A 23,676-nucleotide genomic window follows, 5' to 3' on the forward strand; every position below is an offset into this window, starting at 1 on the left:
GCCTACGGCATAGCTTCGCTTAGCGCGTAGCGTCTCGTAGAGAGGAGGAACGACGTAGGCGGAGCCTTCCCGAAGGGTAGCAATCACAAAATCTTCAACTAAGAACGAGTCCATGCGATTGCTTCGCTCCGCTCGCAATGACGTTCAAAAAAGTGGGATGCTCCCCTTTACAACTGCCATCCCAGACTGCTTGCAACTAGTTCCGATAAACGCAAAGGGTCAAATGGTTTAGCAATTACTCCCGCGACTCCTAACTGAGAAAATTCATTTAAGTCTACTGTCTGTACTTTAGCGGTTAGTAAAATAACTGGAATTTCCCTGGTAGTCGAATTATCTTGCAATCTCTGGAAAAGTGCCATTCCGTCTATATCTGGCATCATTACATCTAAGAGAATGGCATCAGGATGTTCAGTTTGAGCTAAAGCTAAGCCTTCACTACCAGACTGTGCTACTAAGACTTGCCAACGTCCGATATTTTCTAAACAGGCCTTAATTACTGTACAGAGATTTTTTTCATCATCAATTACTAAGATACGTTTTGCGAGCATGGTATCAAACTGGCTACTGGAAATATTTATGCAATAATTTATTTCTAAGATGTGTCCGTTCTAACCTATTTAATATTCGGGCAACTAATTCTGGTTCGACAATTGGCTTCCTTACATAGTCATCGGCTCCGACAGCATAAACTTTATATAGGATTTCTGGTTCAAAATGAGCGGAGAGAAATAATATAGGTAAGCGACTCCAAAAGCGATCGCCACGTATTGCTTGACATAGCTCTATACCATTAAAATATGGCATCTCAATATCTAAAATTAGCAGATCGGGTTTAATCGATTCCAATACTTCCCACAATTTTTGAGGCTCTTGTAATGGTATTGCTTGCAGTCCCCAAGGCGATAGCAAAGTGCTGACTTGATGTAGCACTAAAGGATCGTCATCCACCACTAAAACTTTGGCATCGGTGGTAATTTGTTGGTTGAACACTATGTTGACTGCTGTGAGTACTTCAACAACAGACATAGTTTTGTTTAAAAAGCTTTGTGCGCCTAAACGTGCAGCTTCTACTCTGTTGTGCAGTTGATTACTGTTAGTAAATACTAAAACTGGAATTTCCGGATGATTCTGTGTTAGTTCCTCTAGAAGGGTGAAACCATTCTCCTCTTGGTCAGGAAATGATAGCTCTAGTAAGATAACTTCGGGAGAATTTAGAGCCAGTATAGTTCTCGCTATTTTTGGATTTGCTGCTACCTCTACGTGAAAACCCCACAATAGTGCTTGTAATTTAATATGTTCAGTGAGTGTGGTATCGTCGTCAACAATTAGCAGTTGTGTCGGTTTAGTTTGTGAGCTGCTAGGGTTAGCAGGTGAACATGGCTGTTGCTGCAATGTTTGTTTCAACAAATTGACTAACTCCGCCAACTTTAAAGCCATACTTTGGTGAGGAGTGGTATGTTTGTCTAGCAACTGTTCTATTTCCCGCCCTACCTTAGAACCTTCCAAAAATCCGTAACATCCCAAAGAACCTGCTAGGCGATGGGCTTCTGCTTGTGCTTGCTTGAGTATACTTTTGTCTGGATTTACACTTGATAACTGAGCGATCGCTTGTTCTAATAACTCAAACTTTTCTGGAAAACTCTTCTGAAACTCTTCCCGCATCTTTGCCACTACAGCCATAATCTTGGCTTCGGCTTGCCCTGTCTCTGCTAATTCCGAATTGTAAATTGTTTTGCTATTTGAGTGCTTGGGTTCTTCTTTTAGCCGATAACCCAATCCATAAACTGTTTCGATTAAATCTGCGGTCATTCCCACAGCTTTTAGCTTCTGTCTTAAACCCTTAATGTGGGTTGTCACAGCCTCTTCCCCAGGAAACTCATCCGCAGACCAAATTCTATCTAGTAAGACACTTCTACTAAATATCCTACGGGGATTTTCCAGAAAAAGTTCTAATAGACCATACTCTTTAGGTGTGAGGTGCAGGCGCTTTCCTGCATACATGACTTCTTTGATATTCGTATCAAGCTCTAAGTTCTCCCAAATTAGTGCTTTTGCTAAAATAGCTTTTCCTCGCCGCATTAACGCCCGAATTCTTGCTATTAGCTCTGACAACTCAAAAGGCTTGATAATATAATCATCAGCACCCGCCTCTAATCCAATGACGCGTGCGCTAATGTCTTCCTTTCCAGTCAGCATCAGAATGGGCATTTGATATCCTGCCAAGCGGATTTGGCGACAAAGACTAATCCCATCTAGTCTTGGAAGCATTACATCCAATATCAGCAGGTTATAATCAAATGCTTTGACTAACTCTAGTCCAGTCTGTCCATCGTTAGTAGTCTCAATGTGATAATTAAGTGTTGAAAGTGCTTCTACAAGCAATGAAATTATTTGTTTATCATCTTCTATTAAGAGAATTTTCACAGAATTTTCCCTGAAGCAAGTATTAATTTTTATAAATATTAAATTTAATTCTTAAAAACTTAAGTTTATCCAGGCAAATTTAGTTTGTCTGCTAGGAATATTATTCCCTTTACCACAAAACTTTTAATGATTATTTATAACAGTATAATTTTGATGTCTATCAGGCGTGTCTACTCGGGATTAACAGTCACTCACCCTGTAGGAACCCCTTTAACGCACTGAACCGCTATGCGGATTTCAAAAAGCAAATAGCAAAAATCTTGTAGGAAGCACAACTTACAAATTGGCGATCGCTTCCAGAAACCCCAAATCTATCATTGGTATGGTTGAGGATTTGCTCTACTGTCACAACATAGTTCCAGCGAGAGGAATTTACTTTTTAATTGATTAAACAAAAAAAACCAGACTCCCTAGGGCAGAGTCTATTCTGGCCACAAAAGCCTGACATTATTGAATTCCACACTTTGGTATTCAAGTACAATGGGAAATTAAAAATTAAAAATCAAAAAAAATCTGATTTTTAATTTTTAATCACACTCCCTGCAAAGATTAATTCGTAGTTTGTGCGGCTAGCATCTGCTTCAGCTTTTCTAATTCAGAAGCCCAACGGGGATCTGGACGAATAGCATCTGAGTCAGATGTTGTGGTATTGTCGCGTCCACCACTACTGCTACCACCACCACGCCGAGGCTTCTTAGAACTTTTCTCGCGACGGTTGCTTTCTTTATGTGTAACAGGTGCAGCAGTCCCGCCACCAGCATTCTGGGCGACTTTAGGAGCTTGCTCCTCACCCTCCTCACCTTTGTTGCGAGGTAATGCCTTCTCTAGCTTGATCGCTGTGTCTTTGAACAACTGACCATTATACTTTTCAATAATTTGATCTGCTTGTTCATCATTATTGACCGTGAGAAAACCGAAGCCACGGCATTTGCCGGTTTTGCGGTCTTTGATTAGTTTTGTGGTGACAGCATCACCTTCGGCAGCAAAAACTGCTTGCAGTTCTTGACGATCTATTTCTTCTTTTGGCAAATTACCTATATATAGGCGAACGGACATGAACTATACCTCCAGAGTTGAATAAAAATAGCAAAGTGAGAAAACTATCGCTTGGCTTTGGCTGCTACATAGATGCTATTGACCAAAATTGCCATAAACAAATTTTTCGACTCAAAACTGTCAACCTATACAATACAATTTTTCGTCGGGATCAAGCTTGTTTAATACAAAAGCGTACACGACGCTTGAATACATACCACCTTAATTCTAAGAATTGTAAATTAATAGTTTACTAACTACTAAAGTAAACTTTTATTTTATGCCCCTGTTCGCAGAATAAAACACCATTCCTTACATTATCACGGTATTTTCTACGTAGCTAGTTCAGCGCATACATTTCTGCAATTATAGTTCAAGAGAATTGTAACATAAAATACATTTTTTCTCAACAGGGGATATTATGAAACAAAAACCAGCCAATGGCTGGTTAGTTTACTGCTGTGTTGGGAGAATACAAGAATAGATCGGCGCAAGTGTTGGCTATTAATAACTGAGCTAGCGTGCTGAGTTATGTTGATTAAGCGGGATTGTGTAAATAAATGTAACACTAGCTCAGAGAAACTGCAATGTTTCTTTACATTTTTGGTGTGGGCATTGGTCATTTCTGATTGATTTCCCTTGTCCCTGCGTCACCTCGTCTCCTTCGCTTAACCTCTCAAGAAAATGTAAGCTCCCCATGCCTGGGCTGCAACAGCTAAGACAGTAGACCAAATAGGATGAGCGCTGTTAATGGTTTTACCGTTTTGAGTTTGCAGCGATTGGATATCAATCCAGGGGGTTGCACCTCGTCGGAACCAACCTACTACAGTAATCTGCCGACCAATCCAGTCTTGAGGATTAATTGATTGCCCCAGCCAGGGAATGTGGTGCAATTTCACTAACCCAATGTTAGATTGCAAAATTAAGTCTTGTGCTAGACAATTGCCAACACCTTGACGACCTAATAGCTTACCAGCAAGGCAGACATTAATGCTGTCGATGGGAATAGCAGATGGATTAGCTAACAAGTTAGGCAGGCGATCATCAGTTTGCACATTAGCAGCTTGGATATCGGGAAAGAAAGCATTCATCCGAATCACCATACCGATACTAAAGCCAATCAGCAAGCAACCTGTAACAAAAGACCAATCCTCATATATCCATTTTAGATTCACAATCTTCAGTGCAAATCCCAACTGCCACATCAACCAGATTAGACCGGCAAACAACAAACCTAAGGGAATACCCAGCCAAGGAGCTATTTGTAAGAAAAACGACTGATGGTTACCTCTCAAAGCTTGTTCGCTGGTAAGATGTAGTTCTGGTTCTAAATGCCAGTGACGAGCGATTTTGCAGAGGCGTTGGATGCGATCGCCAATCAACGGATGACTGTTGTTAAGGGTAAACCAACGACGATAGGGATTAAAATTTTCCCACATCAATAAAGATGTAAAGGGAATATGACCAGCTACACTACCCAAAGAGATACTCTGTTGATAGCTAACTGGTGCTAGGAGATTCAAGCTTTCCAACTGCCAACTAGTTTGTTCTTGTTTGGCAATATCATCAGCAACACCAATGGTAATTTTTAGTAAAGCGCGAATTAAAGCATTAGGATTTCCGGTAAGTTCTGAGGCTGAGCGATCGCTATAATAAAGCCGCAACTTAGACAACCACAAAGCTGTACCCGTCAGCAAACACCAAATCCCATAAGCGAGACTAGCTAAAATTATGGCGGGCCAACGCCATAATCCTTGAAATTTGTTGCCCCACTCTGATATTTGCTGATAAAGCTTGTAAACAATCGTTGTCACCAGCAGTACCACAGACATCACCACAAAATCCCTGTGTACAATCTGTCCGAACTGCATAGCATAGATGACGGCAATTTCATCATCTGCTAGCTGTTCTAATAGTCCCTGACTAACGACAATTCGGGCATTGCGGGTGAGATTACCATAGGTTAGCGCCATTGGAGCAGCGATGGGCAAAATCCGCAGTTTGGGAAACTGCCAACCTCTCTGTTGGCAAGAACGCTGTAGTACTCGAATGGCTTCGCGACTGTAGCCATTCAAAACATCTTTAGACAACTCTTGCTGCCCATAAAATTTTTTCAATAGCCAATCTAGTAACCAAGGTGACAGTGCCATTGCGATCGCTAATACCACAAGCAAAACTACCGTTGGATCGCGATATAAAAATTGCAATGGCTTGACGTAAGGTAGCTTGACTAAAATCTGATTGGTTAAACTCATTGCTAGCCGGAGCATTTCCCGCATCACCCAAAACAGGGCGATGAATGTTCCTGCTGCCAGTAATTTTAAAGGTATTAAATTCAGCTTATGCAGGGGTTGCCAGACTTTAGCTCTTCCTGCATGACGCCAATAAATGTTGAATGATTTAGCTTGGGGGCGATTAATAGAGCCAATGAAACTACTAGCTTCAACAGGAGTTTCTAGATTTGGATTTTGGAAGCCAGCTGCTGGTATGGTGGATGAAGTGCCAATGGAGCTTGCGGCTTTCACCACTGTCTGTTTTCCCTGCTGTTTTGATTCAGCAGCATCCACATTGGAATTATCAAAAGCGACAAATCCAGTTGCAGAATTTGAAGATGTATTTTGACGTTTTTGGCGTTTTTTTAAATGTTCAAGAGCGCGTTCTGCCCACTCTTGAACTTGCGGATTTGGACTCTCAAGAAGATTTTCACACAGGGCGATCGCTTTTGAGACTTGGCCACTGCGTGCATAAGCCATCACTAAACCAACCCTGGCTTGCAAGCCAGCATTGTCATTTTTCTGATTGCTAGCAACAGGCTCTAACTGAGCGATCGCTGTTTGATAATTTCCTTGCTTGAGAGCAACTAAACCAGCCTCCAAAGACAAATCGGCATGTGAAGGCATAGAAATTCTGGCACTCCCATCTCTTCTAACTGATCCAAGTTTGCGCCGAAGCGCATGAATTTAGATACCCTAGCCAATCAATCGCGTCCGGAATTATCCCTCCACTGGTTGCTGACCGGAATATACTGGGGCGATCGCGCTTAACTTCAACTCTGGATGATCTCCCTGTAACTGTTGGCAATTCCATTCGTTGCGGAATAGCAATACTGGGCGTCCCATGCTGTCTTTGACTGTGGTGGTATTGAATATACGTCCCACCTTATTCAAAGCTTCCCAACCGCCTTCGACCCAACGGGCGACGCTATAGGGCAGCAATTCCAAGAGGGTTTCCACGCCATACTCATTTTGTAAGCGAAACTGCACTACCTCAAACTGCAACTGACCTACCGCCGCTAAAATTGGATCGCGTTTGGCTTCATCAGTTGAGTACATAATTTGCACTGCACCTTCTTCGCGCAATTCCGATATGCCTTTTTGAAATTGCTTAAATTTTGAAGGGTTTGGGTTCCTCAGTGTCGCAAACAATTCTGGCGAGAAGTAGGGAATTCCTTCATATTCCAGCTTTTGCCCAGTGTAAATTGTATCGCCAATAGCAAAAACACCAGGATTGTTCAAACCAATCACATCGCCAGGATAAGCTTCATCAATCGATTCTCGCTCTTGAGCAAAGAGTTTTTGCGGGCGAGACAGACGGACGACTTTCCCGGTGCGGGCGTGAGTCACCGTCATATCTTTTTCAAACTTACCCGTGCAGACGCGGATAAAGGCCACGCGATCGCGGTGCTTCGGGTCCATGTTAGCCTGAAGTTTGAAAACAAACCCAGAAAACTCTGGGTAAGTTGGGGGAACTTCTCCGACGCTGCTATTGTGATTACCTGGTTTCAAGGCATATTCCAAGAAGTAATTCAAGAATAGCTCTACGCCAAAGTTGGTCATGGCACTACCAAAGAACACTGGCGTCATTTTTCCTTGATGTACCAAATCTAGATCTAGTTCCGGTCCTACTCCTTCTAATAGTTCTAAGTCGTTTTTTAGTTGATAGTAGAGATCCTGTTCTAGCATTTCCTCAATTCTGGCATCACCCAAATCGACTATCGTATCTCTAGCTTCTTTGCTACCGTGGGCGCTACGTTCAAATAGGTGGATTTGTTGTTTATCTCGGTCAAACACACCTTTAAAGCGATCGCCCATGCCAATGGGCCAGTTGACTGCATAGGTCTGCAATCCCAATTCTTGCTCGATCTCGTCCAACAATTCCAGAGGCTCCCTTCCTGGGCGGTCGAGTTTATTAACAAATGTAAAGATAGGAATACCGCGTAACTTACAGACTTCAAATAATTTGCGAGTTTGAGGTTCTAAGCCTTTTGCTGCATCAATCAGCATCACTGCATTATCTGCTGCGGCAAGAGTGCGATAAGTATCTTCACTAAAGTCTTGGTGTCCAGGGGTATCTAACAAATTTACCTGACAACCTTGGTAGGCAAATTGTAATACTGTGGATGTAATGGAAATACCTCGTTGTTGTTCCATTGCCATCCAGTCAGAGGTAGCCTTTCGTTGGGCCCGACGTGCCTTAACTGCCCCAGCTTCGTGAATTGCGCCTCCATATAATAGGAGCTTTTCAGTGAGTGTCGTTTTCCCCGCGTCAGGGTGAGAAATAATCGCAAAGTTGCGACGAAGTTCAACTGCTTTTTGAAGATCTGACTGAAGTTCAGTTGACATAAGTGTATTTGTTTGCTTGCTATTTAACTTAACTTAATTCTTTTCGAGTTTGGTGAGTCTTTTAATCTTAAAACAAGGGCGCACGCGATCGGGTCGTAAGATCACTAACTGCACAAAGTAATAAGCGATAGGAATTTAGGGCATAGACAAGCCAAAATACTCAGCTTCTATCTCTAGGCTTCTCGATAATCCAATTATTTTTAACGGATGAGTCTGTAGTCAAAGAAAATGCCAAAGAATCTATTAATTTCGACTTTAATGTATACCTTTATGGAACAATAGATTGCAGCAGTGCTATGGCTGACTTTGTATTTACTGTTCCCCTGCGAGTTATCGGGTATCTACTACACCAGGAGCTAACTATTGCGGCCATTGCCCTGGTAATTAGCAACCTAGATTAACTATGCCGTTATGTGTTCGGTTTCCGAGTCTTTTAACGTCAATAATGGTAATTGGTAACTAATAATTTTTGCAGGGTAATTGAGAATTGTTTAAGTTGAGAAACAAACTTTATCCATTACTCATTACCCAATTTGTTTAATTAATTTTAGGGGATTTTTAATCTTGTTTTTTTGCAGTGCGTCGAAGAGATGTCTGCCACGCTGTACAATACGAAATTGCCCCACAGCTTCATCAACAGTAGGGCAAAGGACAGTTAAGCACTGCTGGTAGTCTGTCCTAACTGAGTAAGGTTTTTCCTTACTTTTGTGACGCTTTATGTTGTGTCCATTTGCGTTGTAATTCTTCATAAAACTTTATGTTTCCAACTCACCGCCCCCGCCGTCTGCGTACCCATCCCCAACTGCGCCGGATGGTACGTGAAACTCTTTTATCTACTAGTGATTTGATTTACCCACTATTTGCAGTACCAGGCGAGGGAATTGCTCATGAAGTGAAATCTATGCCTGGTGTTTACCAACTTTCGGTAGACAAAATTGTTGAAGAGGCAAAAGAAGTTTATGACCTAGGAATTCCCGCCATCATTCTGTTTGGTATTCCCGCAGATAAAGATGTCGATGCTACTGGTGCTTGGCATGATTGTGGGATTGTACAAAAAGCAGCTACTGCGGTGAAGGAAACAGTACCAGATTTAATTGTCGTGGCTGATACTTGTCTGTGTGAATACACAAGTCATGGTCACTGTGGCTACTTGCAAGTTGGTGATTTAACGGGAAGGGTATTAAATGACCCCACTCTAGAATTACTGAAAAAAACAGCAGTTTCCCAAGCCAAAGCTGGTGCTGATATTATTGCGCCTTCCGGAATGATGGATGGGTTTGTGCAAGCAATTCGTGCGGGTTTGGATGAAGCGGGATTCCAAGATACACCGATTTTGTCCTATGCTGCTAAGTATGCTTCGGCTTATTATGGCCCATTTCGAGATGCGGCTGATTCAACTCCGCAATTTGGCGATCGCAGAACTTACCAAATGGACCCAGGTAACGCCCGCGAAGCGATTAAAGAAATAGAACTTGATATCGCTGAAGGCGCTGATATGCTGATGGTGAAGCCAGCCTTGGCATATATGGACATCATTTGGCGCGTTAAGGAAGCCAGCAACCTTCCCGTTGCTGCCTATAATGTTTCGGGCGAGTATGCCATGATTAAAGCTGCTGCTCTCAACGGCTGGATTGATGAACAGCGTGTGGTCATGGAAACTTTAACTGGATTTAAACGCGCCGGCGCAGACTTGATTTTGACCTACCATGCCAAAGACGCAGCACGTTGGTTGCGTTAAGCTACAAAACTAATGTAAAGAGCGATCGCTATCTTGTAATCTCACGTACAGATATAAAGGCGCAAACTGGATTTAGTGTCTTCGTATCTGGGCGTGAGATTATTGTTTGAATAAATTTATATGTTTTTTAACCTCATCATGTCTAAATCTTCAAGGGCTAGTAAAACTTTTACTAGCGCAAATTTACTACTAGACTCAAATGATTGATTTAAGAATAGTCAGGAAAAATGTCTGAATAAATGATTTGCGTACAATGTATTTCTGAAAGTTTTATGGAGATGCTCAGCAAAACTAGAGTATTTACATAGGCTTGACATACTGAACATTACCATTAAGCACAGTTAGGTACGGACTTTTGTTGTTTTGAAAGCAGGTTGTGTACGAGATAGTACACAAACATAAAGTTGCCTCGTTTGCCAGAGGGGGAGGCGATCGCTTATAAAAGAATATAGTTAATATACTGCCGACAGTTGATATTAAAGTGTCAATCGATTTAATAAACACAATATAAGTTTTTCAAGGGAGCATGGAATATGGATATGCAAGTCCTGAGAGAACGTGCTGGTCTTAGCCGTGCAGAGGTTGCCTTCAGGCTTGCAATCAGTGAAACTAGTGTGCGCAACTGGGAAGCTGGGCGTACTGAACCCACAATGACACCAAAAAAATATTTAGATGCTTTGCGTCTGTTTAAATGCACACCTGAAGAATTGGCAGCAGCTAGCGAAAAGTCAATTAATCAGCGGCATAAACGCAAACCAGGAAGACCTAAACGCTTTCCAGATAATCCGGTAACTCAAGTAACTGATTCGCCAGTTTGTAGCTGATTGTTTGCTAAGTCAAGGTTCAGGCTGATGGCTGTGTCTTACTCCAGTGATGGTAGTTCCTGCGTTACTACTGCTTTGCGTGCAGTGATGTTAATTTTAGTAACAAAATTTTTTCGGCTCTATGTGTAAGAAATTAACAACGCTGTCTCATTTGATTGATGAGTTGCTAATATTTGGTCTACTTAGCGAATGATTTCAATGTAACTTGCTCGCTCCTGAAGCATCAGAAAACGCTATGCTTTTGTACTCTTTTAAAATCGGGCTTTTGTCGCTGTTGCAATCAGTAGGTTATTAGTTTGGATCAAGAAGTTTTTGTCGACCAAGGTTTTCAGCTTGCAGAAACAGAAAGTCATTTTTTAAAACTAGCTTCTACAGCGACTTTTCCTGAGAATTGAAAAATAGAAAATTACGTATGCTCAATGCTTCTTTATCGTTATCAGACTATTAATAGTTTTGTTGGGAGCTAATGTCTGCCATCAAGAAAGGCTTACCGTTAAGTGGTTGAAATCCACTTAAAGTCGGCTTGGAACATTACCAGGAGTTTCGATATTGGACTTCTTGCAGAAGTAGGGAAAAGGGTAAGGGGTAAAGGGGAAAGCGGCTCATAAAAACCCTTTTACCTTTAACCTTTTCCCTTTACCCCCTCTTGCAAAAGTAACTTTTGCAAGAGGTCTATTGATTGCACGAGAAACAGTACGTTGGCAAAATAATTCCTGTTATATCCGATATGCTTTGTAGCTTAATACAACCAAGGTATTAAACCTAATAACAGTAAAATTAGAGGCTTAGTAGATTTGGGCAACTTAAAAAATTCGGATCTACTCATTTTCTTAGTAGCTAAATTATTGCAGCATAGTTAGCAGTCTTATCAGTATATATAAATGCTACTTTGTGAATCCTCCGCATTGATTACAGTATATTTACTGCTCTTTCTACCATAGGGAGAAACTTGAAAACAGAATAGCAATTAGGTCTAATATTGAAATGGTGAAACGACAAGGAAAAGGAAGAATATTTGTACCTTTAACCCTTTCTGAACTGTTCGCCTCAAGTAGTAACTTGTGAAAAAACCAATTTCTAACTAGTGCGATCGCTCACGGTATTTGCCACGGCGGCGCGATAAGATTCTAAAACGATAGTCGTACTAAAGGTTTAAATGGCAGAAACTCTTTTCTTTAACGCCCTCCGTGAAGCCATTGATGAAGAAATGGCACGTGATTCCAGTGTATTCGTTCTTGGTGAAGACGTAGGACACTACGGCGGTTCCTACAAAGTTACCAAAGACCTTTACAAAAAGTATGGTGACCTGAGAGTTCTCGACACCCCCATCGCCGAAAATAGCTTTACAGGCATGGCAGTAGGAGCAGCGATGACTGGGTTAAGACCGATCATCGAAGGTATGAACATGGGTTTTTTGCTACTTGCCTTTAACCAAATCTCCAATAACGCTGGGATGTTGCGCTATACTTCCGGCGGTAATTTTAAAATTCCAATGGTGATTCGAGGCCCTGGCGGTGTAGGTAGACAACTAGGCGCAGAACATTCGCAACGACTAGAAACCTACTTTCAAGCCGTTCCTGGGTTAAAAATTGTTGCCTGTTCTACACCTTACAATGCCAAAGGGCTGCTGAAATCAGCAATTCGCGATGATAACCCAGTGCTGTTCTTTGAACACGTTCTGCTTTACAACTTAAAAGAAGATCTGCCAGAAGAAGAATACTTACTTCCTTTAGATAAAGCAGAAGTTGTGCGTCCTGGTAAAGATGTCACAATTCTCACTTATTCACGGATGCGCCATCACGTATTGCAAGCCGTGAAAACTTTAGAAAAACAAGGTTACGACCCGGAAGTTATTGATTTAATATCACTGAAGCCATTAGACTTTGATACCATAGGTGCCTCGATCCGCAAAACCCATCGCGTAATTGTGGTGGAAGAGGCCATGCGTACAGCAGGTATTGGAGCAGAAGTCATCGCTTCCATTAATGACCGCTTGTTTGATGAATTGGATGCGCCAGTGTTGCGCCTGTCATCCCAAGATATTCCCACGCCTTACAACGGTAATCTGGAACGACTGACAATTGTCCAACCAGAACAAATAGTGGAAGCTGTAGAAAAAATGGTGGCTATGCGAGTGTAAATCAACAGATAGGGGATGGGTTACTAGGAACTGGGAATTGGATAAAAAACTTAATCAAATATGCCCAATGCCGTATGACTCATTCCCCATCGCTAATCACAATTTTCACTGATAACTAATAACTCATAACTCTTTAAAAGAGCGCTATTATAGCCTTTGTCAGTTGCGAGTTATGGTATGCAGAGACAGCGATCGCTATTAGCTTTAATTGTAGTGTTGATTATTGCCGCTATTGCGGTGATTCTCACAATTCCCATACCTTTGGGACTAGATTTGCGGGGAGGCTCACAGCTAACAATTCAGGTGAAACCCACAGCAGAAATTAAGCAAATCACCGAAAAAGAATTGGAAGGCGTAAAGAAGGTAGTTGAGGGACGGATTAACGGACTTGGCGTTTCCGAACCAGTGATTCAAACTGTCGGCGCAGACAAAATCCTAGTGCAGCTTCCAGGGGTTAACGATCCAGAACAAGCAGAACGGGTACTAGGAGGTACAGCACAGTTAGAATTTCGCAAACAAAAGTCGGGTACAGAAACTCAACTGTTTGCTTTTCAAGCATCTCGTGCCGAACTAAAAGCCAAGCAGCAAGAATTGAGGACTAGCAACGACAGTGCTGCAATCGCCAAAAATCAAGAAGAGTTGCAGAAAAATAATCAAGCGATCGTAGAATTGTTTGAAAGTACCAACCCACCCCTAATCGGTAAATATCTTGAGAATGCCTATGGCGAACCCACCCAAGGTAACAACTGGAATGTTGCCATTCGCTTCAATTCACAGGGTGGTCAACTGTTTGCCGAACTAACTAAAAGTCTCGCAGGTACGGGACGTGGCATTGGAATTTTTCTAGATAACGAACTGATCAGTTCTCCTAGTGTTGGCCCGGAATTTGCCGCCGCAGGTATTACTGGTGGTGCTGCTGTGATTACAGGTAGGTTTACCGCCCAACAAGCTAATGACTTGGGTGTGCAACTCCGTGGTGGTGCATTACCCGTACCAGTAGAAATTGCTGAAAGACGGACAGTAGGGGCCACCTTAGGTAAAGACAGCATTCAAAGCAGTATCTACGCGGGCATTGGTGGTTTGGCTTTAGTCTTAATATTTATGGTAGTGTACTATCGACTACCAGGACTAATTGCGGATGTGGCATTAATAATTTACTCTTTGTTGACTTGGGCTTGCTTTGCCTTGTTGGGCGTAACTTTGACTTTGCCAGGAATTGCCGGTTTCATCCTCAGTATCGGTATGGCGGTTGATGCCAACGTGCTAATTTTTGAGCGCACGCGGGAAGAATTAAGAGCAGGTAAATCACTGTATCGTTCTGTGGAGTCTGGTTTTTACCGAGCATTTTCCAGTATTTTAGACAGCAACGTGACCACATGGATTGCTTGTGCTGCTCTGTTTTGGCTAGGTTCTGGCTTAGTAAAAGGCTTTGCCCTAACTCTGGCTTTAGGGGTAGCAGTAAGTATGTTTACGGCAATAACCTGTAGTCGCACATTGTTATTTGTGGCAATTTCTATTTCCTCGTTGCGGAAGACAGAACTTTACTGTCCTAACCTGCCAGTTGCAAATAAGGCAGAGGTGGCTCAATGAAACTGAGTATAAACAAATCGCGATCGCTATGGTGGACTATTTCTTCCGTCATCATTCTCAGCGGTATCATCTCAATGGTGATTTCTTGGCAAAACCCAAATATTAGAGCACCCCTACGCCCTAGTTTGGATTTCGTCGGTGGTACGCGGTTGCAATTTGAACGCGATTGTACCAAACCTGGTAACTGCGACAAACCCATTGATATCGGTGCTGTTCGGGATGTTGCTAAAGAACAAGGTCTGGGTGATAGCAGTATTCAACTTGTTGGTAATAACGGGATCTTAATTCGCACAAAAAACCTTGATGCCGATCAGCGCACCAAATTGCGAAATACCTTAAGCGAAAAAATTGGTGAGTTTGATCCGCAAAAAAACCAAATTGACTCAGTTGGTCCGACTTTGGGAAAAGAGTTATTTAGGTCTGGTGTATTGGCTTTGATTGTATCCTTCGTGGGAATCACTGTTTACATGGCCTTCCGCTTCCAGCTGGACTATGCCATTTTTGCGATCGTTGCCTTATTCCACGATATCTTAATCACAGTAGGGGCTTTCTCAATTTTGGGTTTAGTACTGGGTATTGAGGCAGATAGTTTATTTATTGTGGCCTTGCTGACGATTACAGGTTTCTCAGTAAATGATACAGTCGTAATTTACGATCGCATTCGCGAAACTATCAAAACTCATCCTGGAAGACCAATTGCTGAGATTGTCGATGATGCAGTGAACCAAACTTTAACTCGGTCAATCAATACGACCTTAACTGTATTGCTGACATTATTGGCTATCTTTCTGTTTGGCGGAGAAACTCTCAGAAATTTTTCCCTAGCCTTGATTATTGGCTTCACAATGGGAGCTTATTCTAGTATTTTCATTGCCAGTACTCTGCTTGCTTGGTGGCGAGAACGTACAGGTCAATCTCTCACGGTAGCAACTACCCAAACAACTGATACCTCTGCCAGTTCTCAAGAGACTTAAGCTGGTGTATATTTCCTCACTGGGTGAAAGCATTTTGAATTGCTGATACCAAATTGCGATAAATTGGATGATTCCAAATTGGTGAAACATCCTAAACATCAATATTCCCAATTAAAAATCTCAAATTCCAAATTGGTATAACCCATATTTTGCCGTTTTACGTTCTATGGATCAATCAGAACAACCGTCACTTAATGGTGATAATTTTGACAATTCTGACCCAGCTTTTGCTCAACAGGTGGAAAGGCTACATCAGCTGACAGTCTACGGTCGGTGGTTGTTTGTTGGTTGCTTGTGGCTCACCATTGCACCTCTTTGCTTGTGGAACCTACAACCTGAAATTGCTCTATGGCAACAATACTTTACCTGGGTGGCGGTGCGATATGGACTCTTCTACCATCCACTGTCTACCTTTGGTTTAGCTTTTTGTATCGGGATGACAACTGCTGTTTTAATTTGGCAAAGTCGCAATATCCTCCTAGGGTTACCACCGCAAGAAAAGCAACGCTTAGAAAAGCAAGTTTTTCGGATACGCCAGCAGGGACCAACTCATCCTCTGTGGAAGTGGGTTTGCCAACCTCTGCGGCAAATTAAAAATTAAACATGAGAAATTAAAAGTCTGAGAACTCGCTAACAAATAATACCAATTTGAAAAATGATTGCGACAGATGGAAATCTGAAATGCTTATCCAATAGATGTTTCACAATCACGCCACTTGCTACAACGCGGCGGCACTTCCTACCCTGCGGGAAGACACCCTCCGGGTGTCTACAAGTCGGCGGAGCCGCCCAACGGAGTGCCTTGGGAACCCGCGCAACGCAGTGGCTCCAAAATCTAGCTTGAAAAGTTTGCTCAAGTTGGGAAACCCTTTCGGCAATTGCTCATGGGGGAAACCCCCAAGACCGCATTGCCTCACCACGCAACGCCAGTTGCTTTAAGCCGGGAAACCCGTAAGGGCGCACTGGCTCAACTTTTCGCAAAATCTAAAATCCAAAATGGTATAAGTTCGCCCAAGATAAAAATTTGGATGACACTCAACTGCAAACTGCTAAATATGTACACGACGAGCGCTATCTGGCAAAATCTGATTTATACTAACTTTTTTGAATTTGGCTACAGATGATGACGCAATGTCACGGAGATAAGCAGAGACAAAAATTTATCTGTAGTAAATTTACCAAAATTGGTATTAACGGTAGTAAAGATACTGTGAAAATCGGGTGTTGTACATGAACTATCCTCAAATTCAATTTAGCGATCACAAGTCTGAAATTGACCTTTATCAACTGCGACAGCTGTTTGATATTTCTGCTTTCTGGGCAAAAGGACGTAGTATTGAGGATTTGAGTATAGCTATTACCAACAGCGATCCGGTAATTTCTGTATGGGATGGAAACCAACTCGTTGGCTTTGCTAGAGCAACTTCCGATGGTATATATCGCGCCACGATTTGGGATGTTGTGATTCATCCAGAGTATCGTGGTACAGGATTAGGAAGCAAATTAGTCGAAACTGTTTTGAGCCATCCTCGGATGAGGTGGGTTGAGCGTGTTTATCTTATGACCACTCACCAGCAGGGATTCTATGAAAAAATTGGTTTTCAGTCCAATACAAGTACCACTATGGTGTTACACAACCAACCTAACCTTGATTCGCTCCCGTCTGAAGAAATTCAGCTTCAGGAATTACGAGGGGGATAGACACTTGCAGCCTAGTAAATTGATCATTTCCTGCCTGAGTAGTGGGAGCTATAACTTCCAGCTTTCCTCCCATCACTTCCACGAGAGTTTGATTCAGTAAAAGCTTCATTCCTGGTGAAAGATTCGGATTTCCTTTGTCAGTTAAAACAGGTTTGTCTTCAGCCTGGATAAAATCTATAGATTTAATAAAATCGATAGATTCACTCCAAGGCAGAGCATGAACTGGTATATCCAGCCAAATATACGCAGAATTTTTCGTAGGTGAAGGGTTAGTAGAAATAGAGATTTTGCCTTCTTCCATCTGGGTAATGGCGGTGTCTACTAAATTTAGCAATACTTGGCGTAGCCACCGAGGATCTGCCAAAACATAAATTTCTAAGTCTGGAGGCGACACTTGAAGAGAAAAGTTGCGATTCGCCGCCAGCATATAAGTTAACTTATAAACTTCCTGCAAAAGTTCATTTAAGGATAGAGGTTGAATATCTAATTTGTTAGTGCCATGTTCAACTCTGGCAACGTTAAGAATTTCATCGATGAGTTTGAGCAACTTCAACGCTCTTTCGTGAGCTTGGGCAATAAATTCTCTCTCTTCCTCTGGATTTTCACACAAATTCGACAAAATTAATTGATGTAAACCAATTAGACCATTGAGAGGCGATCGCAATTCATGAGTAGTTCGCGCCAGAAAACCTGCTTTAAACTGGCTCATCTCCTTGGCCATTTGGTATGCTAACTGCGTTTCCTGCAACCGTTGCAAAGCTGGGGATGAATCTTTTGGCTCTGTTGTTGTTGTTAGAGATGAGCTAAGTGTGGCGTTGGTAGAGCGTGCAAATAACCAACGGAAACTTATCCCTAATAACAGCCCTGCTCCTAAATACACCCAATTATTCCAATTCATAATATTTGACAATTATTCAGCTTTATTCTTTGACCACAAAGATTCAAAATTAAGTTCCTGATGTTCAGATTACCTATTCATTTCTAGTTTCGAGGTGCAATAGCAGATTTTTCAATTTTTACATCAGGAAACTTAGCGTAATTAAAAATACTATACCTTGTGCCTAGCAGTTTACTATCTAAATAGAAGTAGCCTTAACTCTACGCAGGTTAAGGCTACTTTTAAGCAAACTGTATTTTTATAAATACTTATAAATTTATGGCTAAAAATTTAACTTTATAGCACCTTGTCGCAAAATTTGCCAATCCATTCCTGTCCATTTAGCCACTGTAGAAGGTACGCCCATTGCAGATACTTCATTTTGAGATTCTGTTGTTATTAAAGTTAAAACTTCAGGAAATTGTTGCTCAATTTCTGCCATCGTTTGCAAAGGTGCTTGACCAGAAACATTAGCGCTAGTCGTTGCTAAAGGGCCTGTTCGGGACAAAATATTTTGGGCGATCGCATTTGCAGGAACTCTAATACCAATTGTTGTTGGGTCAGTTGGGTTCATCACTTTTGGTACTAAGGCTGACGCTGGCAAAACCAACGTCAGCCCACCTGGCCAGTATTTATCTGTTAATTCCTGCCAAATTTTGTACTCGCGATCGCTACCTTGAACATAAGGCCACAAATCAGGGCCGCTAGCTGCCATCAAAATTAAAGGTTTATCTTGACTGCGTTGTTTAGCAGCAAATATTAAAGCTGCTTGTGTTGGTAAAGCTGCGAGTGCGGGAACGGTATCTGTGGGAAAGCTCACTAATAAACCAGCGCGTGCGCCAGCTACTAGAGCATCCAAGGAAACTAGTGTCATGTTAAACGAGTGCAGAGTTAACAATTAATACATACACTGGTTTGCAGCACACTCAATAAAAACTGCGATCGCTCAACACTCAGCATTAACATAAGCTAGGGCAAAGCGTTCTATTCCAGCTAAATCAGAGTGAATTTCGATATTACTATAGCTACCATGATTTTGCAGAATTTCTTTTACCCTATCTGCCTGCCCTGCCATCATCTCAATCAACCATATACCACCAGGTCGTAAATAACTAGGAGAAATTTCAATCAAATGACGGATGCAATCCAAACCATCAGCACCACCATCTAACGCTAAATGTGGTTCATGGAAAGTTACTTCTGGTTGTAGTGTAGGTAGGATGCTGGTGGGGATATAAGGCGGATTGGAAACCATACCACTGAATTGACCTTTGAGGAATGTGAGTGGCTCCCACCAGTAACCTTGATAAAATCGAATCCGGTCAGCAAATCCCAAATTTTGGGCATTTGCCGCTGCGATCGCCAGAGCTTCTGAACTGTAATCTACGGCGTGAATGGTGGACTCTGGAAAGACATTTGCTAGCCCTAGAGCGATCGCCCCACTACCAGTACCCAAGTCCACCCATTGCCCTTGCTGTAAAGCTGGGATTGCTTCACTATGATTTGTGGCGGTTACAGCTAAATCAATCAAGCATTCTGTTTCTGGTCTAGGAATCAAAACTGCGCTCGAAACGGCGATTTTAAACTGTCGCCAAGGTGAAACTCCCGCGATGTATTGCACTGGCAAGCGATCGTGTAACCGCCTTTGCCACAACTGCTCTAAATCTTCTAAAGGCAACTCCAGTTGAATTTGCGGCCAATTTTTGTAAGATTCTAAACGCAGTGCCAAGCGATCTAAACTAGCTACCTCTTGTAGTAACCAATCAACTTCCGCTACTGGCACATCTGTGGCGATCGCAGCTTGAATTGCCCTATGACGCCACTGCCAAAGTTGTAAACCAGAAACTACTTTTGGCTGTGTATCCGCCATACCTCAACATTACCTAGGCTTTTTAGGTTGTGTATTATTCCGATTGGGAGCCGCAGGAGCCTTAGGTGCATTATTATCTCTAGGCAGGGTCTTAATATATTCTCTAGACTCTGGCGATGGCACTAAGACAACTTGATTGAGCCAAGTATCATTTTTATCCTGCAAAGTTTTAATAACTCCATCTACATCGATCACCTGAATATCTGCTTTGGGATATTTAGGCTTCACTTGGTTTAATAAACCTTGGGCGTCTTGCTTACTTAAAAACAAAGGAATCAGTTGCTGATTGTCAGAGGTCAGTTTAATTGGTACATATCCCTTATCTGGTGCAAATCTAACTGCAAATACTGGCACGCTCTTAAACTGATCTACCTTTTGACCACTTTGGCGCAGTAAGTCCACCGCGCCTTGTATTTCCTGATCTACTGGTTTAAAGGCAAATAAAAGACGGTTGGGCTGATTTTTGCTTTGTTGTAATTGCTGATAAATTACTCCCAGAGGTACTGCTGTTACTTGCAGGCTTTTGACAATTTCTTGGACTTTTGGGTCTTTTCCTTGCGTATTCCGCAAATCGTTGATAAACTTTTGAGCTTCTTGCCGACTCAGATAAACTCCTGTCACTGAGCCACCTGCTTTTTGCCCATTTTGATTTTCGGGCAGGGGACGACTAAGTGGCAGTCCCTTTTCATTTGTAACTAGATATACAGGTACTGAGTCTAATTTATCTTTGATTTGTTGTTCTGACAATGCCAGCACTGGAATATTTCCAGCAAAGACTGTTCCAAGCATTGTACTTCCAACTAAACCTAATGTTGCGCCCCAGCGAACTAATGATTTCATGACTACTCCTCGTGTCAACAATTCTATTAAGTTAGACAAATAGTTGGGTTTGCACAGCCCCAACTTGTTTTAGTTATATAGCAATCCCTTAAAAATGTGAAAAATTTGTGGTGACTATTGAATGTAAATAGACAACCTCAAGAAGTGATATTTACTGGGCATTTAGGATTGCTATAGTATCGCTTTCAGCCATTGATAGTGCTTAAATAGTCTTTTTATCAATGTCTCTCTGGCTATTTTTGCAGTGCAGAGCAAAATGTAGTAGATGCTTTTTATATAGCGCTATCCAGTAGCGACAAACTGCTCAAATTATTTCAGTGCTAAATGTCATTTGATTGTCTTTCCCTAGCTATAAATGACGCCATTATATAGTGAATCGTTCCAATTGCCTTTAATTTAATATCTACTCAAATTTAGGTAAATGTATATAAAATTCAATTGGTAAATTACTTTGTACTAGGGGCAAATTTGTCTATGATAGCTTGCACAATAGCTTAAGACCAGGTTAGGCAAATTAGATTACTCCGAAAAAATATCTAATTTAGAAGCACAGCTATTTACCAAAAAGAAACCCTAATTAACTATTGTTTTTTCTTATTGGACATTAAAAAAACCGCAGTTCCAGTAATGGATCTACGGTTTTGATTTAAACGCTAAGATCGGGATGACAGGATTTGAACCTGCGGCATCCTGCTCCCAAAGCAGGCGCGCTACCAAGCTGCGCTACATCCCGGTTAATCTATCTACTTTTCAGTGGTGCGCTTTACCCTTAGACTAGACTAAGCTTCAGAATTTGGCTGCCACACAGCAATCAACCGTACTTTGCCAATTTTAACAAAGCATTAATCTGATTATATCAGAGTTAGCTGATATTTACTCAGTTTTTTTGCTTTTGCAAAAGCAAGAGTAGTTTTGCTTTTAGTTGCCGACTTTGCTCAACAATGCAGTTAGTTGCTGCTCTATCGGTCAAATCTTTGAGACTAACTTTTAGTAGACTTTGGCTATTATAACTAAATTTTGGGTGGCAAGCTGTTTTATTTATATAAAGTATTTAGTGAGGATACCAAAACATCCCTTTTATGCCTTCTGGATCAGCCATAAAACCCATAGTCCGGTAGAAGTCAACAACATGAGGGTCAGCGAAGAGAGTGACATTGCTAATCTCTTCACTCCTAAGTTTTTTCAGCACGTATTTCATCAGTGCTTTACCCAGCCCTTTACCTTGAAAGTCAGGGTGAACGACTACATCCCAGATAGTGGCATTAAAAGCGTGATCTGAAGTAGCACGCGCAAAACCAATAAGCCGCCTTTGGTTTCCTCGGACTTGCCACATTGAGGCAACGAGAAAACTATGCTCAATAGCTTTTTTTACTTTTCTTAGAGGGCGACGTGACCAACCAACAGCATCACAGAGTTCTTCGAGTTCATACAAATCTATATCTCGCTCTGTGCTGAAGACGATGCGATCACCATTAGGGCCATTGCCCGTAACTTCTGCGCTCATCTCTTCTAAGGGAGCTGTTCTGGTTGTCGCTGTAGATTCAGAAGTACTAAACCAAGTTTTCCAAAAACCCATGCCAACGTGGTTCGGGTAGTATAACTGAATTGGCTTCCACTATTAAAAGTGGCGATTCACTTCTAACAAAGCTATTTCCATCTACTGCCCCTCACACTCAAGATTTTTTGGTGATTTTAGGGTTATCAATGGATACAGGCTGCTAAGGGGTGTTTCACACCAATCATTTTCAACTTTAGCATTTTGTTGTAAAGCTAGGAGAAATTCACCAAAAGGGAAAAATAAGAGAGTGAATTTTATATAAAAACAAGGATTAGGGATTAGCGACTGGAGGATTGTTTGGCAAATTAATCTAGAATAAGACTCCTTTATAAGGTAAGTCAGCACAAAGTCAAGCATTCGGGCAGTTAAAAGCCGAAATTGTTCACGATCAACAATGGCATCTTTGAAAGTCCTGAGTGCGAATATTGCGAGGGGTAATACCCTTTGTTAATTGACCAACAGTATGCTGGAGATTGGGAAATAATTTGTCGCCCGCCTCTATCTTTAGATATGAAAAAGAAAGATTTGTGTGGAAACGTTTAGTGAGACACACAAGATCTGATGCTTTTAAGCAAGCGAAATTCTTTGTAAAGTTTCCCAATCTTCCTAGTCCCCAGTCCCCTAGTGACAAATCTCGCGAGTCTTACCACCCAAGATGGCTTCTGGTTTAAAATCTTCGACTCTGGAACTCCTAAAGCGCTTTAATAGAGCGTTTCCCCAGTTTTATGAACAGTTTGTTAGCAGTGAGATTCAACTGCAAAATTTACGACTAGCTTATCGTCTCTATAAAACTAGACGCGCCGTTATTGAGCTGAAACCGGAAGGTAGCAAAAGCGCCTTGCATTTTGCTTACCGTAACCAGTCTTTTCTCCTCAGCGATATTTTTGGTGTACTCGCTGCTTATGGGTTGACTATTCACGGTCTAAGTCTATACGGTCAGATCCGACCGCCAATGTTAGTTTTTATCAAACTACTGGTATCTCGTGGTAGTAAAGCCTTGACTGATAAAACCGCAGAGAATGTCTGTCGGGCAATTCGCGAGGCTTTAGGAGGGCGGTTTGAGGTAGAAGAAATGCTGGCTGTAGAATTTAACCTCGATACAGGCTTAGAGCAAGTACAGACAGAGTTTTATGTCGATCCAGTCTTTCATCTTCCGGCTTTAGTTATTGAAGCCGATAATCAACCGGGATTATTCTACAAAGTAATGTACGCTATCTGGCAAGAAGACCTGCTGGTAGTCAATGCCAACTTGCTAGTTTGGCGCGGACGTACACGGCTAATTCTCTACTTGTTGGGGCCAAATGAAAGTCTCATTCCTGAATATTTGGGTCATAAAATTGCTGAAGGTGTGCGACAGAGGTTACTAGGTAAATGACTTGAACTATGAATTATCAAATTTTTTCTTTCTGGCAAGCCGCCTTGAGAGGCACTATATCTTTTCTAAACTCCATATCTAGTCGTACCCGTCCTTAAAGGTACGATA

Annotated in this window: 19 protein-coding genes, 1 tRNA gene and 1 pseudogene; 9 read left to right on the forward strand and 12 right to left on the reverse strand. The window is 41.8% G+C overall.

Translation table 11 applies throughout. From position 1 onward, the window contains the following. Positions 1 to 167: 167 nt before the first annotated feature. The 5 genes from BV375_RS21160 to prfC form a co-directional block, all read right to left on the reverse strand. On the reverse strand, positions 168 to 548 hold the full coding sequence (locus BV375_RS21160) for a response regulator (protein ID WP_086763946.1): 381 nt from the start codon (positions 546 to 548) through the stop codon (positions 168 to 170). Positions 549 to 561: 13 nt separating this feature from the next. Then, positions 562 to 2,424: a response regulator gene (locus tag BV375_RS21165; RefSeq protein WP_086763948.1), complete on the reverse strand. Its 1,863-nt coding sequence runs from the start codon at positions 2,422 to 2,424 to the stop codon at positions 562 to 564. A gap of 549 nt (positions 2,425 to 2,973) precedes the next feature. Continuing rightward, a complete protein-coding gene (locus BV375_RS21170; protein WP_086763950.1) occupies positions 2,974 to 3,480 on the reverse strand; it encodes an RNA-binding protein in 507 nt (168 codons plus the stop codon). Between the two features lie 647 nt (positions 3,481 to 4,127). After that, entirely contained in the window at positions 4,128 to 6,359 is a 2,232-nt protein-coding gene (locus BV375_RS21175) for a M48 family metalloprotease (RefSeq protein ID WP_086763952.1), read from the reverse strand. Positions 6,360 to 6,452: 93 nt separating this feature from the next. Next, positions 6,453 to 8,081, reverse strand: coding sequence for a peptide chain release factor 3 (gene prfC / locus BV375_RS21180; RefSeq protein WP_086763954.1), 1,629 nt, complete (start codon positions 8,079 to 8,081; stop codon positions 6,453 to 6,455). 173 nt (positions 8,082 to 8,254) lie between these two features. Here prfC and BV375_RS21185 point away from each other — a divergent pair. Beyond that, positions 8,255 to 8,482 (forward strand): annotated as a pseudogene (locus tag BV375_RS21185) (DUF4870 domain-containing protein); the annotation flags it as partial. Positions 8,483 to 8,605: 123 nt separating this feature from the next. Here the strand turns inward: BV375_RS21185 and BV375_RS21190 are convergent. Beyond that, the gene (locus tag BV375_RS21190) at positions 8,606 to 8,830 is read right to left on the reverse strand and encodes a hypothetical protein (RefSeq protein WP_086763955.1); all 225 of its coding nucleotides are present in this window, start codon (positions 8,828 to 8,830) and stop codon (positions 8,606 to 8,608) included. A gap of 8 nt (positions 8,831 to 8,838) precedes the next feature. Here BV375_RS21190 and hemB point away from each other — a divergent pair, with 8 nt between their 5' ends. The 7 genes from hemB to BV375_RS21230 all read left to right on the forward strand — a co-directional run bounded on the left by hemB (position 8,839) and on the right by BV375_RS21230 (position 17,048). Next, on the forward strand, positions 8,839 to 9,819 hold the full coding sequence (hemB, locus tag BV375_RS21195) for a porphobilinogen synthase (protein WP_086763957.1): 981 nt from the start codon (positions 8,839 to 8,841) through the stop codon (positions 9,817 to 9,819). Between the two features lie 533 nt (positions 9,820 to 10,352). After that, positions 10,353 to 10,643 carry a helix-turn-helix transcriptional regulator gene (locus BV375_RS21200; protein ID WP_086763959.1) on the forward strand — a complete coding sequence of 97 codons (291 nt, stop codon included), beginning with the start codon at positions 10,353 to 10,355 and terminating at the stop codon, positions 10,641 to 10,643. 1,156 nt (positions 10,644 to 11,799) lie between these two features. Further along, a complete protein-coding gene (locus BV375_RS21205; RefSeq protein WP_086763960.1) occupies positions 11,800 to 12,783 on the forward strand; it encodes an alpha-ketoacid dehydrogenase subunit beta in 984 nt (327 codons plus the stop codon). Between the two features lie 177 nt (positions 12,784 to 12,960). Further along, positions 12,961 to 14,373 carry a protein translocase subunit SecD gene (secD, locus tag BV375_RS21210; RefSeq protein ID WP_086763961.1) on the forward strand — a complete coding sequence of 471 codons (1,413 nt, stop codon included), beginning with the start codon at positions 12,961 to 12,963 and terminating at the stop codon, positions 14,371 to 14,373. After that, the gene (secF, locus tag BV375_RS21215; protein WP_086763962.1) at positions 14,370 to 15,347 is read left to right on the forward strand and encodes a protein translocase subunit SecF; all 978 of its coding nucleotides are present in this window, start codon (positions 14,370 to 14,372) and stop codon (positions 15,345 to 15,347) included. The genes secD and secF overlap by 4 nt, the downstream gene beginning before the upstream one ends. Positions 15,348 to 15,513: 166 nt before the next feature. Further along, positions 15,514 to 15,948, forward strand: coding sequence for a hypothetical protein (locus tag BV375_RS21220; RefSeq protein WP_086763963.1), 435 nt, complete (start codon positions 15,514 to 15,516; stop codon positions 15,946 to 15,948). A gap of 629 nt (positions 15,949 to 16,577) precedes the next feature. After that, complete coding sequence (locus tag BV375_RS21230) at positions 16,578 to 17,048, forward strand: GNAT family N-acetyltransferase (protein WP_086763965.1); 471 nt, start codon at positions 16,578 to 16,580, stop codon at positions 17,046 to 17,048. On the opposite strand, the gene BV375_RS21235 is transcribed toward BV375_RS21230, so the two are convergent. The 6 genes from BV375_RS21235 to BV375_RS21260 all read right to left on the reverse strand — a co-directional run bounded on the left by BV375_RS21235 (position 16,990) and on the right by BV375_RS21260 (position 22,211). After that, complete coding sequence (locus BV375_RS21235; RefSeq protein ID WP_086763966.1) at positions 16,990 to 17,946, reverse strand: HAMP domain-containing sensor histidine kinase; 957 nt, start codon at positions 17,944 to 17,946, stop codon at positions 16,990 to 16,992. The genes BV375_RS21230 and BV375_RS21235 overlap by 59 nt on opposite strands. A 262-nt stretch (positions 17,947 to 18,208) precedes the next feature. Beyond that, positions 18,209 to 18,799: an L-threonylcarbamoyladenylate synthase gene (locus BV375_RS21240; RefSeq protein ID WP_086763967.1), complete on the reverse strand. Its 591-nt coding sequence runs from the start codon at positions 18,797 to 18,799 to the stop codon at positions 18,209 to 18,211. Positions 18,800 to 18,871: 72 nt separating this feature from the next. After that, a complete protein-coding gene (gene prmC / locus BV375_RS21245) occupies positions 18,872 to 19,795 on the reverse strand; it encodes a peptide chain release factor N(5)-glutamine methyltransferase (RefSeq protein ID WP_086763968.1) in 924 nt (307 codons plus the stop codon). Between the two features lie 9 nt (positions 19,796 to 19,804). Beyond that, entirely contained in the window at positions 19,805 to 20,635 is an 831-nt protein-coding gene (locus tag BV375_RS21250) for a Tic22 family protein (protein ID WP_086763969.1), read from the reverse strand. Positions 20,636 to 21,294: 659 nt separating this feature from the next. Beyond that, positions 21,295 to 21,368 (reverse strand) — tRNA-Pro (locus BV375_RS21255). 318 nt (positions 21,369 to 21,686) lie between these two features. Continuing rightward, the gene (locus BV375_RS21260; RefSeq protein WP_086763970.1) at positions 21,687 to 22,211 is read right to left on the reverse strand and encodes a GNAT family N-acetyltransferase; all 525 of its coding nucleotides are present in this window, start codon (positions 22,209 to 22,211) and stop codon (positions 21,687 to 21,689) included. 637 nt (positions 22,212 to 22,848) lie between these two features. Here BV375_RS21260 and BV375_RS21265 point away from each other — a divergent pair. After that, positions 22,849 to 23,568 carry a hypothetical protein gene (locus BV375_RS21265; protein ID WP_086763971.1) on the forward strand — a complete coding sequence of 240 codons (720 nt, stop codon included), beginning with the start codon at positions 22,849 to 22,851 and terminating at the stop codon, positions 23,566 to 23,568. Positions 23,569 to 23,676: the final 108 nt, after the last annotated feature.

The organism is Nostoc sp. 106C, assembly GCF_002154725.1.
In the GTDB taxonomy this organism is placed as follows: Bacteria; Cyanobacteriota; Cyanobacteriia; order Cyanobacteriales; family Nostocaceae; genus Aulosira.